At 69.5% G+C, this 13,637-nt stretch carries 19 protein-coding genes and 2 pseudogenes; 15 read left to right on the top strand and 6 right to left on the bottom strand.

The features are described 5' to 3' along the window. Nucleotides 1–17: 17 nt before the first annotated feature. The 3 genes from purM (at nt 18) to amcA (ending at nt 2,626) form a co-directional block, all read left to right on the top strand. Complete coding sequence (gene purM / locus Adu01nite_RS43710) at nt 18–1,172, top strand: phosphoribosylformylglycinamidine cyclo-ligase (RefSeq protein WP_203735288.1); 1,155 nt, start codon at nt 18–20, stop codon at nt 1,170–1,172. 139 nt (nt 1,173–1,311) lie between these two features. Further along, nucleotides 1,312–2,415, top strand: coding sequence for a cyclophane-forming radical SAM peptide maturase AmcB (amcB, locus tag Adu01nite_RS43705; RefSeq protein ID WP_203735315.1), 1,104 nt, complete (start codon nt 1,312–1,314; stop codon nt 2,413–2,415). Then, complete coding sequence (gene amcA, locus Adu01nite_RS43700) at nt 2,384–2,626, top strand: multiple cyclophane-containing RiPP AmcA (protein ID WP_203735287.1); 243 nt, start codon at nt 2,384–2,386, stop codon at nt 2,624–2,626. The genes amcB and amcA overlap by 32 nt, the downstream gene beginning before the upstream one ends. Before the next feature lie 125 nt (nt 2,627–2,751). On the opposite strand, the gene Adu01nite_RS43695 is transcribed toward amcA, so the two are convergent. Both Adu01nite_RS43695 and Adu01nite_RS43690 read right to left on the bottom strand, forming a co-directional pair. Beyond that, the gene (locus Adu01nite_RS43695; RefSeq protein ID WP_203735286.1) at nt 2,752–2,967 is read right to left on the bottom strand and encodes a DUF3073 domain-containing protein; all 216 of its coding nucleotides are present in this window, start codon (nt 2,965–2,967) and stop codon (nt 2,752–2,754) included. A gap of 191 nt (nt 2,968–3,158) precedes the next feature. Beyond that, nucleotides 3,159–4,238, bottom strand: a complete 1,080-nt coding sequence (locus Adu01nite_RS43690) for a Glu/Leu/Phe/Val family dehydrogenase (RefSeq protein ID WP_203735285.1) — start codon at nt 4,236–4,238, stop codon at nt 3,159–3,161. 151 nt (nt 4,239–4,389) lie between these two features. Here Adu01nite_RS43690 and Adu01nite_RS43685 point away from each other — a divergent pair, with 151 nt between their 5' ends. Together Adu01nite_RS43685 and Adu01nite_RS43680 are read left to right on the top strand one after the other, a co-directional pair. Next, the gene (locus tag Adu01nite_RS43685) at nt 4,390–5,229 is read left to right on the top strand and encodes a DUF8083 family protein (RefSeq protein ID WP_203735284.1); all 840 of its coding nucleotides are present in this window, start codon (nt 4,390–4,392) and stop codon (nt 5,227–5,229) included. A 282-nt stretch (nt 5,230–5,511) separates the two neighbouring features. Then, nucleotides 5,512–5,721, top strand: a complete 210-nt coding sequence (locus Adu01nite_RS43680; protein WP_014687221.1) for a BldC family transcriptional regulator — start codon at nt 5,512–5,514, stop codon at nt 5,719–5,721. A gap of 74 nt (nt 5,722–5,795) precedes the next feature. Here Adu01nite_RS43680 and Adu01nite_RS43675 read toward each other — a convergent pair whose 3' ends face one another. Next, on the bottom strand, nt 5,796–6,167 hold the full coding sequence (locus Adu01nite_RS43675) for a PPOX class F420-dependent oxidoreductase (protein WP_203735283.1): 372 nt from the start codon (nt 6,165–6,167) through the stop codon (nt 5,796–5,798). Nucleotides 6,168–6,185: 18 nt separating this feature from the next. Here Adu01nite_RS43675 and Adu01nite_RS43670 point away from each other — a divergent pair, with 18 nt between their 5' ends. The 4 genes from Adu01nite_RS43670 (at nt 6,186) to Adu01nite_RS43655 (ending at nt 9,421) form a co-directional block, all read left to right on the top strand. Beyond that, complete coding sequence (locus Adu01nite_RS43670) at nt 6,186–6,965, top strand: class I SAM-dependent methyltransferase (RefSeq protein ID WP_203735282.1); 780 nt, start codon at nt 6,186–6,188, stop codon at nt 6,963–6,965. Beyond that, the gene (locus Adu01nite_RS43665) at nt 6,962–7,522 is read left to right on the top strand and encodes an RNA 2'-phosphotransferase (RefSeq protein WP_203735281.1); all 561 of its coding nucleotides are present in this window, start codon (nt 6,962–6,964) and stop codon (nt 7,520–7,522) included. Before Adu01nite_RS43670 ends, Adu01nite_RS43665 begins: the two co-directional genes overlap by 4 nt. 79 nt (nt 7,523–7,601) lie before the next feature. Beyond that, nucleotides 7,602–8,168 carry a hypothetical protein gene (locus Adu01nite_RS43660; protein WP_203735280.1) on the top strand — a complete coding sequence of 189 codons (567 nt, stop codon included), beginning with the start codon at nt 7,602–7,604 and terminating at the stop codon, nt 8,166–8,168. Next, nucleotides 8,165–9,421, top strand: a complete 1,257-nt coding sequence (locus Adu01nite_RS43655) for a PrsW family intramembrane metalloprotease (RefSeq protein ID WP_239133170.1) — start codon at nt 8,165–8,167, stop codon at nt 9,419–9,421. Before Adu01nite_RS43660 ends, Adu01nite_RS43655 begins: the two co-directional genes overlap by 4 nt. Before the next feature lie 7 nt (nt 9,422–9,428). On the opposite strand, the gene Adu01nite_RS43650 is transcribed toward Adu01nite_RS43655, so the two are convergent. Next, nucleotides 9,429–9,677, bottom strand: a complete 249-nt coding sequence (locus Adu01nite_RS43650) for a hypothetical protein (protein WP_203735279.1) — start codon at nt 9,675–9,677, stop codon at nt 9,429–9,431. Between the two features lie 122 nt (nt 9,678–9,799). On the opposite strand from Adu01nite_RS43650, the gene Adu01nite_RS43645 reads away from it, so the two are divergent. Then, on the top strand, nt 9,800–10,216 hold the full coding sequence (locus tag Adu01nite_RS43645; protein WP_203735278.1) for a PaaI family thioesterase: 417 nt from the start codon (nt 9,800–9,802) through the stop codon (nt 10,214–10,216). Nucleotides 10,217–10,278: 62 nt separating this feature from the next. After that, nucleotides 10,279–10,668, top strand: coding sequence for a hypothetical protein (locus Adu01nite_RS43640; protein WP_203735277.1), 390 nt, complete (start codon nt 10,279–10,281; stop codon nt 10,666–10,668). On the opposite strand, the gene Adu01nite_RS43635 is transcribed toward Adu01nite_RS43640, so the two are convergent. Next, the gene (locus Adu01nite_RS43635) at nt 10,665–11,006 is read right to left on the bottom strand and encodes a hypothetical protein (protein ID WP_239133169.1); all 342 of its coding nucleotides are present in this window, start codon (nt 11,004–11,006) and stop codon (nt 10,665–10,667) included. The two genes, Adu01nite_RS43640 and Adu01nite_RS43635, sit on opposite strands and share 4 nt — an antisense overlap. A gap of 6 nt (nt 11,007–11,012) precedes the next feature. Here Adu01nite_RS43635 and Adu01nite_RS43630 point away from each other — a divergent pair, with 6 nt between their 5' ends. From Adu01nite_RS43630 to Adu01nite_RS43620, 4 genes and pseudogenes are all read left to right on the top strand, one after another. Beyond that, entirely contained in the window at nt 11,013–11,684 is a 672-nt protein-coding gene (locus Adu01nite_RS43630; RefSeq protein ID WP_203735276.1) for an HAD family hydrolase, read from the top strand. Beyond that, nucleotides 11,669–11,764, top strand: a pseudogene (locus Adu01nite_RS49015) (alpha/beta hydrolase); the annotation flags it as partial. The gene Adu01nite_RS43630 and the pseudogene Adu01nite_RS49015, both read left to right, overlap by 16 nt. A gap of 147 nt (nt 11,765–11,911) precedes the next feature. Next, a complete protein-coding gene (locus tag Adu01nite_RS43625) occupies nt 11,912–12,352 on the top strand; it encodes a hypothetical protein (RefSeq protein WP_203735275.1) in 441 nt (146 codons plus the stop codon). A 65-nt stretch (nt 12,353–12,417) separates the two neighbouring features. Then, the gene (locus tag Adu01nite_RS43620) at nt 12,418–12,930 is read left to right on the top strand and encodes a hypothetical protein (RefSeq protein ID WP_203735274.1); all 513 of its coding nucleotides are present in this window, start codon (nt 12,418–12,420) and stop codon (nt 12,928–12,930) included. A 182-nt stretch (nt 12,931–13,112) separates the two neighbouring features. Here Adu01nite_RS43620 and Adu01nite_RS43615 read toward each other — a convergent pair. Further along, nucleotides 13,113–13,457, bottom strand: a pseudogene (locus Adu01nite_RS43615) (helix-turn-helix domain-containing protein); the annotation flags it as partial. Nucleotides 13,458–13,637: the final 180 nt, after the last annotated feature.

Genomic DNA, 13,637 nt, shown 5'->3' with positions numbered 1-13,637 from the left:
GCTCTAAGGGGAGAACCGTGACGCACGTGTCCGAGCGCAACAGTGCCGGATCCAACGGCGCCGAAGGCGGCGACCGCCGGCCGTGGACGGCCGGGGCCGGTCGTGGTGGTGCTCGCAAGCGTGCGGTGACGTACGCGGAGGCCGGTGTCTCGATCGAGGCCGGTGACCGCGCGGTGGAACTGCTCAAGTCGAAGGTGAAGAAGACCACCCGGCCCGAGGTGATGGGCGATCTCGGTGGTTTCTCCGGCCTGTTCCGGCTGAACACCGCGAAGTACAAGAGCCCCATCCTGGCCTCGTCGACCGACGGCGTCGGCACCAAGCTGGTGATCGCCCAGCAGCTCGACATCCACGACACGATCGGCATCGACCTGGTCGCGATGGTCGTCGACGACCTGGTGGCCTGTGGCGCCGAGCCGCTGTTCCTGCTCGACTACATCGCCTGCGGCGAGGTCGTGCCGGACAAGGTCGCCGAGATCGGCGCCGGCATCGCGGACGGCTGCCGGTACGCGGGCTGCGCCCTGCTCGGCGGCGAGACCGCCGAGCACCCCGGCGTGCTACGCCCGGACGAGTACGACGTGTCGGCCACCGGCGTCGGCGTGGTCGAGGAGAGCGAGATCCTGGGCCGGGAGCGGGTCGAGGTGGGCGACGCGGTGATCGCGATGCGCTCCTCCGGCCTGCACTCCAACGGCTACTCGCTGGTCCGGCACGTGCTGCTGGGCGCCGGCCGGATGCGGCTCGACTCGGTGGTCGACGACTTCGGCTCGCAGCGCACCCTCGGCGAGGAGTTGCTCACCCCCACCAAGATCTACGCCAAGGACTGCCTGGGCCTGATCGAGGAGACCGAGGTCCGGGCGTTCTCGCACGTGACCGGCGGTGGCATCCCCGGCAACCTGGTCCGGGTCCTGCCCGAGCACGTGGACGCCGTGGTCGACCGCTCCACCTGGCGCCCGCAGCCCATCTTCGACCTCATCCAGGCCAAGGGCCGGATCGAGGACCACGAGATGGAAGCCACGTTCAACATGGGCGTGGGCATGTTCGCGGTCGTCTCCTCCGACGACGCCGACCGGGCGATGGCCTACCTGACCGGCCGTGGCGTCGAGGCGTGGCAGGTCGGCGAGATCATCGACGGCACCGGCGAGGTGCAGATGATGGGCCAGTACACCCGGGGCTGACCGCGGGCAGGCATTAAATCGATCCGCATGTGTCGATATGTTCGGCACATGCGGATCTTTCGCTTTGCGGGGTGGACCGCTCGGCCTAGCCTGGTCCCGTAGGTGGACGGGGGTGCACATGACAACAGCGTGGAGCGGGATGCAGGGCATCTCGACCGTCCCCACCTATGTCGTGATGCAACCCACGACACTCTGCAACCTCGACTGCTCCTACTGCTACCTCCCGTTCCGGGCCGCCGACAAGCGGATGCCGGTGGCGGTGGCCGCGGCCGTCGCGAGATCGGTGGCGGGCTTCGCGCGTACCGGACGGTTCTCGGTCGTCTGGCACGGCGGTGAGCCGCTCGCGGCCGGCCGGGAGCACCTGGCCGCGCTGCTGGCCCCGTTCGGCGCCGGGGTGGAACACCACGTGCAGACGAACGCCACCCTGATCGACGACGCCTGGTGCGAGTTCTTCACCGAGCACGAGATGCGGGTGAGCGTGAGCGTCGACGGGCCGCGCGCCCGCAACTCCCAGCGGGTCACTCGCGGCGGCAAGCCGGCCTACGACCGGATACGGCGCGGTGTCGAAGCGCTCCACCGGCACGAGATCCCGTTCTCCGCCCTCTGCGTGGTCGGCGACCCGCAGCCGGGCGTGGCCACCGAGCTGTACGACTACTTCCGGACGCTCGGCTGCGAGGTGCTCGGCATCAACATCGAGGAGCGGGAGGGCGTCAACACCCGCACCAACCGGCACGACCCGGCCGACGTGACCGCGTTCTGGGCCGAGCTGGTCTCCGCCTGGCGCCGCGACCCGCACATCCACCTGCGCGAGGTGGAGTGGTCGCTGCGCTACGCGGCCGCCGTGCTCGACGGCACCGCCGACGATCTGCTGCCGCGCCGGCTCGACCCGATCCCGACGGTCGCCCACGACGGCTCGGTGGTGCTGCTCTCGCCCGAGCTGGCCGGTTTCCACGACCTGCGATACGGGGATTTCACCAGTGGGAACGTGCTGACCACCCCGCTGGGCGAGATCCTGGCCGGGGCGGCCGACTCGCCGTGGATCGCCGAGTTCCTGCGCGGGGTGGAGGCCTGCCGGACAACCTGCCCCTACTTCGGCTTCTGCGGCGGCGCCCACGCGGCGAACCGCTACTTCGAACGCGGCCGGTTCGACGTGACCGAGACCGACCACTGCCGTAACAGCAAGATTCGCCTACTGGAGGGAGTGCTGGACCATGCCCGAGATCACGAGCCCACGGCCGTCTGAGGCCGTGCAGTCAGAAATCGCGGGAGTTGATCCGGTGACGGCGCGGGTGCAGGACACCCGGGCCGGTCTGGCCGCGCTCATCGAGGAGGCGGAAGCGGCCCGCGCACGGCGTGCCGAAGGCACGACGGAGGAGGGTGGCTCGGCGGTCTGCGCCTGGAACCACTTCGAGAACATCCCCACGTTCTACAACTGGAACAACCGGCCGCGGTAGGTGGGCCGTTTTTGAAGCCCACGCGGGCCTGCGCCCGCGTGGGCTTCAGTGTTCGTTGAACCGTGGGAAATTTGACCACGACACACGGAAGCACGCGGTCAGCCGCGTGCTCTGTGCAATACGGGTCAGCGCCTTGTCGGCGACCAGGTGTCCTGGTCGTCGTCCGCGTCGTCCTCGTCGTCGTCGACGAACTCATCGTTGTCGTCGTCAAAATGACGGTCGGACTTACCACTGGCACCAGCCAGTTCGCGCTGCAAGGCGGTGAGGTCGGTGTTCGGGGAGTGGTACTTCAGCTCCCGGGCCACCTTCGTCTGCTTGGCCTTAGCACGGCCGCGCCCCATGGCTCGACCCCCTCGCACAGAATTCGGGGCAGCCCGAAGGCGGGCCCCGATGACGTCAGGCATCTCTCGTGGGTCTTACGGTACATGGACGATGCCGCCTTCGGCACCTCGGGTTGCGTGTGACACTGCCGCGCGTCGCGGTTTTCCGTCCCGGAACGCGCGGCAGGTCACAAACAGTGCCGGAGTCGCGCTCAGCGGAGGTAAATCGCGCGGAGCCGGCCGACCTCCGTCATCCGCTGTTCGGCGAGCCGATCGGCGGCCACGGCCGGAGCCACGCCCTCCTCGTCGGCGAGGCGGAGGATCCGCCGGGTGGTCTCGAAGATCCCGGTGGCGCGCAGCTTGGCGCGCTCGAAGTTGAAGCCCTCGATCTCGTCGGCGACCTGGATCACGCCGCCCGCGTTGAGCACGTAGTCGGGCGTGTAGAGGATGCCCCGCTCGGCCAGCATCTTCTCGACGCCCGGGTGGGCCAGCTGGTTGTTGGCGCCGCCGGCGACGACCTTGGCCCGCAGGACTCCGACGGTGTCGTCGTCCAGGGCACCGCCGAGCGCGCAGGGCGCGTAGACATCGATCTCGGACGTGATCAGCTCGTGCGTGTCGGCGACCAGCCTGATCTGCGGGTGCGTGGTGCGCGCCCAGGCCAGGGCGGCCTCGTTCACGTCGGTGGCGACCACCGTGGCGCCGTCCTCGATCAGGTGGGCGGCCAGATATTTGCCGACCTTGCCGAGACCGGCGATGCCGACCGTGCGGCCGGCCAGCGACGGGGTGCCCCAGGTGTGCTCGGCGGCGGCCCGCATGCCCTGGAAGACGCCCCAGGCGGTGAGGATGGAGGAGTCGCCGGCGCCGCCGTGCTCGAGGCTGCGGCCGGTGACGTAGCGGGTCTCCCGGGCGATGACGTCCATGTCCGGCACGTAGGTGCCGACGTCGCACGCGGTGTAGTAGCGGCCGGCGAGCGACTCGACGAACCGGCCGTAGGCGCGGAGCAGGCCCTCGGACTTGGCCCGGGCCGGGTCACCCCAGATCACCGCCTTGCCGCCGCCCAGGTCGAGACCGGCCAGGGCATTCTTGTAAGCCATCCCGCGGGACAGCTTCAGCACATCGGCGAGGGCGGAGGCCTCGCTCTCGTACGGGTAGAAGCGGGTGCCGCCGAGTGCGGGGCCCAGCGCGGTGGAATAGATGCCGATGATCGCCTTCAGGCCGGTCTGCCGGTCCTGGCAGAAAACGACCTGTTCGTGCCCGCTGGCGTCGGTGCCGTCGGTGTCGAACACGCCCATCGCTGCTCTCCTGATCTGAGTAGAGACCCTTGTGGGGCCGAGGGGTGCCGGCGGGGTAGGCCGGACTTACCGAGCCTAGTAGCGGTGACAGCGGAGGGATTACGTCCGCGCGGGAAGTTCCATGACGCCGAATTCGTGAAAGGATCGCGCCGTGCCGTCACTGTTCGCGTCGTACCTACGGGTTTACGAGCCGCTGACCGCCTTCGACCGCGACCGCCAGGTTTTCTGGCGTCGGTATGCCCGCGAGGGCCGCGCCCTCGGGCCGGTCGACGGCCCGGTCAAGCAGCGCACCGCCGTGCTCGAAGCGCTCGGGGCCGGCTGGACCAGGCTGCCCGACCTGCCCGACGAGGCGTACGTGCTGGAGTGGGGCGACTCGCTGCTGGTCTGCCCGTGGAACCTCCGCCTGCGGGTCGCCGAGGCCGCGCTGAACGCCCGCGACGGCGTGCCCAGCGTCCTGGCCGACGCCTTCGTGCCGCCGGTGCTGGCCGGTCAGGCCCGGGCGATCGTGGAGGACTGGCGCTCGGGCGCCAAGGTCCTGGAGCACGGCGTGCCGCGGGTGCACGAGCAGATCGCCACCTGGGGTGTGCCGCTGCGCTGGTTCGTCTTCGTCGACCTGGAGGAGCGGGAGATCTCGCTCGAGGCGGGGGCCCGCACCCTGCGCTACCGCACCGAGATCTCCAAGGCCCGCCGCCGGGCGCATCGGGCCGTGTCGGTGCTGCGCAAGTCGCTGGGCGACGCGCCGATCACCGAGGCGGTCGAGGAAGGCACTCGCTGGCTGGAGGAGTTCCACCCGCGGTCGATCGTCGAGCTCGATTACGGCGGCCTCGTCAACCTCCTCCCGGATGACGTCCTGTCCGAGGACGATTCACCCGGACTGGTGGCGGCCGGGTTGTCGGCGCTGTCGCGTGGTGACGCCGATGCGGCCTCCACGGCGTACGAGAAGCTCGTCGAGCGGTGGCGCGCGGTGCAGCTTCTCGAGCGCTGCAACTGACCTGCGAAAACGGGACAGACGGGCATGATTCACAGGCCCGCGGGAGCGCTCCCGAAGTGAACACTCTTCGTAATCAATGCCCGGCGAAGCGTGATAATCGGACTAAACGAGGCACTATCTGGCGTAGAAAACACGTAAAAATCGGGCATGCTTCATCCGTCTATCTGGGGACCTTCGTCCGTTCGGCCCATGTCGGACATCGGGGACTAGCCGGACCATGAGAGACGCACCGGCCGGCGGGACCCCGGCCGATGTCTATAGGTACCTGTGGAGGAGTGACCGATGGCATCGCGTACGCACGATCCTGAGCCGCTACTAACCCCGGCCGAGGTGGCGTCGATGTTCCGCGTCGACCCGAAGACCGTCACCCGGTGGGCGAAGGCCGGCAAGCTCAGTGCAATCCGCACGCTGGGCGGCCACCGCCGTTACCGGGAGTCGGAGGTTCGTGCCCTGCTGCAGGGGCAGATTCCCACGCAGCGTCAAGGCGACTGAACGGACCTCGGTCGAGCTGGACGAAATCGTTGCAAGGGGCGAGCGCTGGGGAAGGCGATCGCCCCTTCTTCGTCTTACGAGACCAGAACGACGACCGTCCCATCGGCACCCCGGCGTAGCCGGCTGCCGAGCAGGGTCATCCGGCCCATCAGGCCATACTTGCGGGCCAGCGTTTTGGTGACGCGCCGCATGTCGGTCGCGTCGCCCAGCCGCGCGGTGGCCTCGACCGCCTCGCCGACGTTGTTGCCGCGCATGTCGCAGGGGGCCACCGTGACCCGCCCGCTGTTGCGGATGCGCTTCACCTTTCCGCTGTCGCGGACGGTCCAGAACCCCAGGCCGTCGCCGTCGGGCATGACCCAGATCGGGGTCGACACCGCCCGCCCGTCGCGGCGGAACGTGGTGAGCAGGACGTACTTCTCGGAACCGAGTTGCTCCAGAGACGGCATGGGCCAAGAGTAGTGACCATGGAGCAGCCGCCGATAGGAGACGTCTTCGGAGAGATGATCCGGGACGCGTACGCGGTGCGCACCGGGGTCGGGCCACGACCGCTGGCCGGCGGCCGGGTGCCACGACCGGTCATCGAGATCATCGAGCGCGACGACGGCCTGATCAACGGCGCACCCGCCGACCACTACCTCGACGATCCGGCGGCATGGCAGCCGCACGACCATCGCGCGATGAAGCTCTGCCGCGGCCAGGTGCTCGACATCGGCACCGGCGCCGGCCGGGTGGCGGTCGAGCTGCAGCGGCGCGGCATCGCGGTCACCGGGCTGGACACCTCGCCGGGGGCGATCGAGATCGCCCGGCGACGCGGCCTACGCGACACGGTGGTCACCACGGTTGATGCGTACGCGTCGGGGGCGGCCACCCGCTACGACACTTTCCTGCTTCTCGGCAACAACCTCGGCCTGCTGGAGAACCACGACCGCGCGCCGGTGCTGCTCGAGGCGCTGGCCCGGCTGGCCAACCCGGGCGCCCGGATCGTGGCCCAGGGCACCGACCCCTACGGCACCACCGACCCGGTGCACGTCGCCTATCACCGGCGCAACCGGGAGCGCGGCCGGATCGGTGGTCAGCTGCGGCTGCGGCTGCGCTACCGGCTGCTGGCCACCGACTGGTTCGACTACCTGAACTGCTCACCCGCGGAGCTCTCGTCGATCCTGACCGGCACCCGGTGGCGCCTCACCGCGATCGACGACCAGGACCGCCCCTACTACCTCGCGGTCATCGAGCTGATGCAGTGAGCGAGCTGTCCCGCGAGCTCGTGCGGGTGAGCCGCCGGATCTCGATGGTCCTGCGGCACCGGCCGGAGACGGCCGGCCTCACCCTCGACGCGAACGGCTGGGTGCCGGTCGCCGAGCTGCTGACCGCCCTCGGGGTGACCCGTGCCGAGTTGGACGAGATCGTCGCGAACAACGACAAGTCCCGGTTCGCCGTGGCCCGCCGTGCGGACGACACCGACTGGATCCGGGCCAGCCAGGGGCATTCCCGGCGGGTCGTGGTCGACCTCGATCTGCCCGCGGCCCCGCCGCCCGCGGTGCTGTTCCACGGCACGCCGGCCGCCAACCTCGACTCGATCATGCGGGAGGGCCTGCGGCCGGACAGCCGGCACCACGTACACCTCTCGGCCGATGTGCCGACCGCGGTGACCGTCGGGCGCCGCCGCGCGGCCGACGTGGCCGTCTTCGAGGTGGCCGCCACGGCGATGGCCGAGGCCGGCCACACCTTTCACCGAAGCGAGAACGGCGTGTGGCTGACCGCCGTGGTCCCGCCGGGGTTTCTCACGCTAAAACCGACATAACCGGAGACTTCCCTGCTTGATCCACTCTCCTAAGTGGTCGAAGGGCCCGGTTTGCCGTTGTCCCCATTAGCGTGGTGACATGGCGAGGATCACCCGGCGTGAGCTGATGAATATCCTCGGTGCATTCGGCCTCGTCGCCGTCCTCGCCGGGCTCGCCCTCGGCCTGCCGGCCGTCGACCGGGCGTTCTCGGCCGAGCGACCGCTGCAGGCCGGTGTCCCGGTCGACATCGGGGCCGGAGTCACCGTGGTGCCGCCGGCCGGCGCGACCCTCGACGTCACCGGCACCCGCCCCGGCGGCTCGATGGGCTCCGCGTTCTTCCGGCTCGGCGCGGTGCAGTACAAAATCTCGGTCCGGCCGTTCGACGGCGACCTCGAGACGGCCGCGGCCCGGCTCCGCCAGCGGATCACCGGCAACCAGGGCTACCAGGTCACCAGCGCCCAGCTGGCGGTCGACACCGTCGACGGGCTGGCCGGGCTGCAGGGCGGCTACACCGCCCCCGGCCGCGGCGGGCGCTATGCCGTCTTCGTCGGCGACGGCCGCACCATCGAGATCCTGATCAGCGGCAACGACCTCGACCTGGGCGCCACCCTGCCGCAGATCGAGGCGAGTACCCGCACCCTGCGGATCGACGGGACCGCCCGGTGATCTCGGCCGAGGTCCGCCCGGGCCGGGCCGCCGCGCTCGCCCGGGTGCCGGCCTTCTGGGTGGTGAGCGCGCTGCTGCTGGCCGGTGGGTTCCGGATGGCGCAGATCGCGAGCCGGTTCGGTACGGCGTACCCGATCGCGACGCTCACCGCCGTGCTGTTGTTCGCGCTCCTCGCCGTACCGTTCTGGTTGCTCGTCTCGGAATTGGATTTTCTTGAACGGGAACCGATCGAGCTCCTGGTGCTGGCGTTCGCGTGGGGTGGGGTGGTCGCCACCAGCGTCTCCATCCCGGCCAGCACGGCCCTGGAAAACCTGATCGCCAAGTTCGGCTCGCCCGCGTACGCGGCCGGCTGGGGTGCCGCGCTGGCCGCGCCGACGGTCGAGGAGATCGCCAAGACCCTCGGCGTGGTGGCGATCGTGCTGGTCGCCCGCCCGCAGGTCAACAGCGTGCTGGACGGCGTCGTCTACGGCGCGATGGTCGGGCTCGGCTTCCAGATCGCCGAGGACATCATCTTCGCGGTCGGCGCGGTGGCGCTGGCCGGCCAGGGCGACCACATCCAGCCGGTGATCGCGACGTTCCTGCTGCGCGGCTTTCTGTCCGGGGTCTGGAGTCACACCCTGTTCGGCGCGCTGGCCGGCGCCGGCATCGGCTATCTCGTGGTGCGCCACGACCGGGGGTACGCCCGCCGGATCGGGGTGGCCGCGCTGGCGCTGCTCGGCGCCTGGGCCTCGCACGTGCTGTGGAACTCGCCGCTGCTCAGCGACGGGATCGGCAACGGCGCGGTGGGCCTGCTCGCGGTGCTGGTGCTCAAGGGCCTGCCGCCGCTGCTGCTGATCCTCTGGCTGGTGCGGCACGCGCACGACCGGGAGGCCGACTACTACGTCGGGCACCTCGCCACGCTCGGCGACCCGGAGCTGATCACCGAGAGCGAGATGAAGGTGCTGGGCTCCGGATCGGCGCGAGCCTCCGCCCGGCGTCTCGCCGGGGAGCGGGCCGGGCACGCGGGCCGCCACGCCGTCCGCCGGCTGCAGCGCGCCCAGGCGAAACTGGCCGTCGAGCTGAGCCGTGAGGTGCCGCCCGACTCGCTGAGCTGCGAACAGATCCGGCTCCAGCGGAAGGTGCTGCGCGGTCTGGGCCACCCGGAGGCGATCGCCGGCCCACGATCATGGCGGCACACGGCCTCCACGATCGTCACCACCGTGGTGGCGATCGCCGTCCTCTGGGTGGCACTGTCCGCGCTCGGCGGAGCGTAAAAAACGCTCAGACCTGCGGCGGCAGGCCGCCGTCGCCGTCGACGATGGTGTCCGGCTGGCCGTCCTGGTCGAGGTCGACCATGGTGATGTCGACCTTGCCGTCGCCGTCGGTGTCGAACTGGAACAGGTCGGGCTTGCCGTCCCCGTCGGTGTCGGACACCCACACGTCCGGCTTGCCGTCGCCGGTCGTGTCGTTGGCGATCAGGTCGACGCGGTTGTCACCGCGCGTCTCGACGGTCTCCTGCGGCTCGGTCATGGGATCTCCTCAAGGGGCTGAACGGTCATGCGAACAGTAGGGCCAGAGGGCCACCTACGCGAGTCGGCCGTTGTGATCGAAGTCGCAGGAAAGGCGTGCAACGGGAGGTAACGTTGCCCGTCATGGATATCGCGGCCGAGAGCATCAGGGACCTCTTCAGCGGAGGCGGTGGTGAGCTCGGCAAGCGGATGGGCGTCGAGATCACCGAAGCCTCGCCGGAGCGCATCGTCGGCACCATGCCGGTCGAGGGCAACACCCAGCCGTACGGCCTGCTGCACGGCGGCGCCTCCTGCGTGCTGGCCGAGACGCTCGGCTCGGTGGGCGCGGTGCTGCACGGCCAGACCGTCGACCGGGCATTCGCGGTGGGCGTCGACATCAACGCCACCCATCACAAGGGCGCCCGCTCCGGCATCGTCACCGGGGTGGCCACGCCGGTGCACCGAGGTCGCACGATGGCCACCTACGAGGTGGTCATCACCGACGACACCGGGGAACGGGTCTGCACGGCCCGGATCACCTGTCTTCTTCGCGGAGCGTGAATTCCCATGCCAGTTGAACCGACAGCGAGCGCTCCTTGACCGATCCACGTACCTTTCTTCACGTGACGGAGGTACCACAGCACGCGTTCGACGACGCGGCGCTCGTCCTGCAGAGTGCGCTCAGCGGTGACAGCGACGCGGTGGTCGGCACGTTCGACGCGGTCGTCGACCGTTCCGGCGTGGTCGGGGCGTACGACGTGGCCTGGTGCCTCGCCGCCACCATGGTCGGCCAGGTGCCGCCGGGTGGGGCGTGGACCCTGGATTTTCCCGGCATCGACGACGCGCGCTACGACAAGCGCTGGGTCGCCCGGTTCGTCAGCGCGTACATGAACGGCGACATCCCGACCGGCGAGGCCCTGTTCGGCGCCGCGATCGCCGACGGCCAGCTGCCCGACTGCCTGCTCGCGCTGGCCGGCTCGACGGTCGCGACCCTGCGACACCGGGCGGCCTAGCTCTTCTTGAGGTAGAGCGCCTTCGCGTACTGCGCGGCCGCGGCCTCGTTGTACATCGACGCCTGCGCCATGTACCACTCGTTGTCGGACAGCGCCTTCCGCGCCTGGGTCATGCCCGACCAGCGGATGTCGGCGTCCACCTCGGACATGCCGCGCGCCTTGAACTGCCGGCGCATCGCCATCTTCCCGGATCGGAACGCCTCGGCGGCCTCCTCGGCCTGCTTCATCGCGGCGAATCCCTTTTCGCTGAGCGCTTCGGCCAGCGACCACGCGGCCTGCTCCGCCGCATTGGTGAATGTCAGCACGCTCGTGCCCTCCTTGAACGCACCTGTAATCATCGACCGATGTTGCTGCTCATCGACCTGGACAACACTCTCGTTGACCGCAAGGCAGCGTTCAAGAGCTGGGCGGAGTCCCGGTTCGGCCGGTCACAACTGGCCTGGGTGGTGGATGCGGACCGTGACGGTTATGCACCCAGGGAAGAGGTTGCGGCCCGGATCGCCGCCCGTTTCGGCGTGGACGAGCAAGAGATCCTTAACGACTTGCGAGCCGGCATGGTCGACAAGGTCACCCTCTCGCCCGGCGTGGCCGAAGCCCTGGCCGACGCGGTCGCCGCCGGTTATGTCCCCTTCGTGGTGACGAACGGCGGCGTCGAGCAGCAGGAGGCGAAGCTACGGCGTACCGGCCTCGACCGCCTCGTCGCCGGCTGGACCATCTCCGAAGGGGCCGGGGTGCGCAAGCCCGATCGGGGCATCTTCGAGGCGGCCGCCGCGGCGGCCGGCCTGCCACTCTCGGCGAGTGGCTGGATGGTGGGCGACAACGAGGAGAACGATGTGGGCGGAGGATCAACGGCCGGTTTGCGTACGGGCTGGGTCGCCCACACCCGCGAGTGGCCCGCCCACCTCGCCTACCGCCCCACCGTAACCGCACCGAGCTGCGCCGCCGTGATCGCCGAGGTAATCCGCAGGGCACCCGCGCCGACCGCGCACCGCAGTCACCCATCTTCGGCGACCTGAGCGGACTGCCCCCGCTGCTGCTGGCGGCCGGCTCGGCGGAGGCCCTGCTCGACGACACGTTGCGCTTCGCCGAGGCGGCGACTGCCGCCGAAATCAAAACCCAAGTTGATGTGTACGAGGGACTTCCGCACGCCTTCACCATCGCCACCCTCGACGACGCCACGGACGTCAGCGAGGTGGTCCGGGACCGGATTGCCACGTGGGTGAACGCGACATAGCGTGAGTTTGTGCGCCGGCGGACCGCCTCGCTGTTGCTGCTCGCCCTGGTGGCGGGCTGTTCCTCGCCGCCGTCGCCCGCGCCTACTCCCGCCCCGACTACCCCGCAGTCCTGTCCCGCCACGGCCGACCTGCCGGCCGATGCGGAACGGCAGGGCGTGGGCGACGGCGTGACGCTGTGGGCCCTGTTCTTCGGCAACCGGGTAACGGCAGGCCGGGAGATGAAGATCGTCTGGCGGATGACCGGAGCCGGCAACCTGACGATGACCGCGACCGGCCCCGACGGCAGCACGGTTTCCCCGTCCTGGGGCCCCGAGCCGCACGGCGGCAGCTCGTACAACCGACCCGGCGAAGAGTGGGGCACCGGCTGGGTCTTCCCGGTCGCGGGTTGCTGGACCATCAGCGCGTCCCGCAGCCCAGGTCAGGCCCACCTCACGTTGCGGGTCGCCTGATCTTCCCCACCGGTATGAACTAACGGCCCATCGACGGGATTCGGTGACGAGGTAATGGTGTATCGGTGACCGAACAGCAGTCCTCGCGCCGTCCGATCTGGGTGATCACGCTGGTGGTCCTGGCCTTGCTGACCGTAGGGACAGCCGCCATGGCAACGGTCCACTCCCTGTCCGGCCTGAACAAGACAGCGGCAAAGCCCGCCGCGGCCAGCGGAGACGTGCAGCCCTCGACAAGCCCACCGACGATCATCGAAAGCTTGCCGTCCCCGATCCCCACGACCACCCCCGCCCCGACCCGCACAGGCGTACCGACCGGCCGAAAGACCACGACCACCAGGTCTCAGGCCGAGATCGATCAGGTCTACACCGACATGCCAAGAAAGCCGGTAGGCGCAAGCTCGAAGACCCCAGACCTACGCCCGTCCTACCAGGAGGGCGTGGAGGCCGAGGACCGATGCGCCCCCAAGGGCGCCTTGGGCCACACCGAAGACGGCACGTTGATGACATGCGGCCCAGCACCCAAAGACAACACAGACCGCTGGCGCGTGGTGATCCCCCCACCCACCCTGCCCAACTAGCTCATTCCAGAACGAGCTCATCAAGCCGAGCCATGGCCGGCTGGCAGGAGGAGACCTCGGAAGCGATGGCCGCCAGCCGCTCATAGTAAATCCGCGAGATGGCGAGCTGATCCACGAAGAGCCAGTCGGCAAGCGGGATGCGGGTGGCGGGTGGCGAAGCCCCCGCTACGCGCAACGTATGTCGGCCGGCCCAGAACCTTCCAGATGCGCACGGTGGTCCAGGACCGGGGTGTTTGCAGCAGGGTGTGGATGCGTTTGCCGAGGCGCTGGCTGCCTTTGCGAGGCCTGCCCGAGCGGGGCCGGTCGGGCAGGCCGGTGATGCCTTCGGACCGGTGGCGGGTGATCCAGGTACGAACGGTTTTCGGGTCGTAGTGCAGCAGGTCAGCGATTTCGCTGGCGGTCCAGCCTGCGGCGGACAGCACGACGATGACCATCCGGGTCGCCGTACGCCATTGGCCGTGCAGGGCGGTAATCAGTTCGGTGTGTTGCTGTTCGGACATGCTGGCGTAGACGTGCGCAGGGCGCATACTGGCGGTGACCTCGTCGGGGTTTCGTTCTTGTGTGGAAACCTGATCTGAATCCACGACGGGGTCTTTTACGTTGCTATGTCCTTCTCGCCGAGCGTGTCCGCCTGCCGCCCGTGACTAGTTACGTACCGAACTTCTGCCTACCTGGAGGCAGCTGAAGTCATTGGTGTGCCCGCGGAG

Source organism: Paractinoplanes durhamensis (assembly GCF_016862175.1).
Taxonomy (GTDB): domain Bacteria; phylum Actinomycetota; class Actinomycetes; order Mycobacteriales; family Micromonosporaceae; genus Actinoplanes; species Actinoplanes durhamensis.
This window is presented reverse-complemented; position numbering and strand designations above follow the sequence as displayed.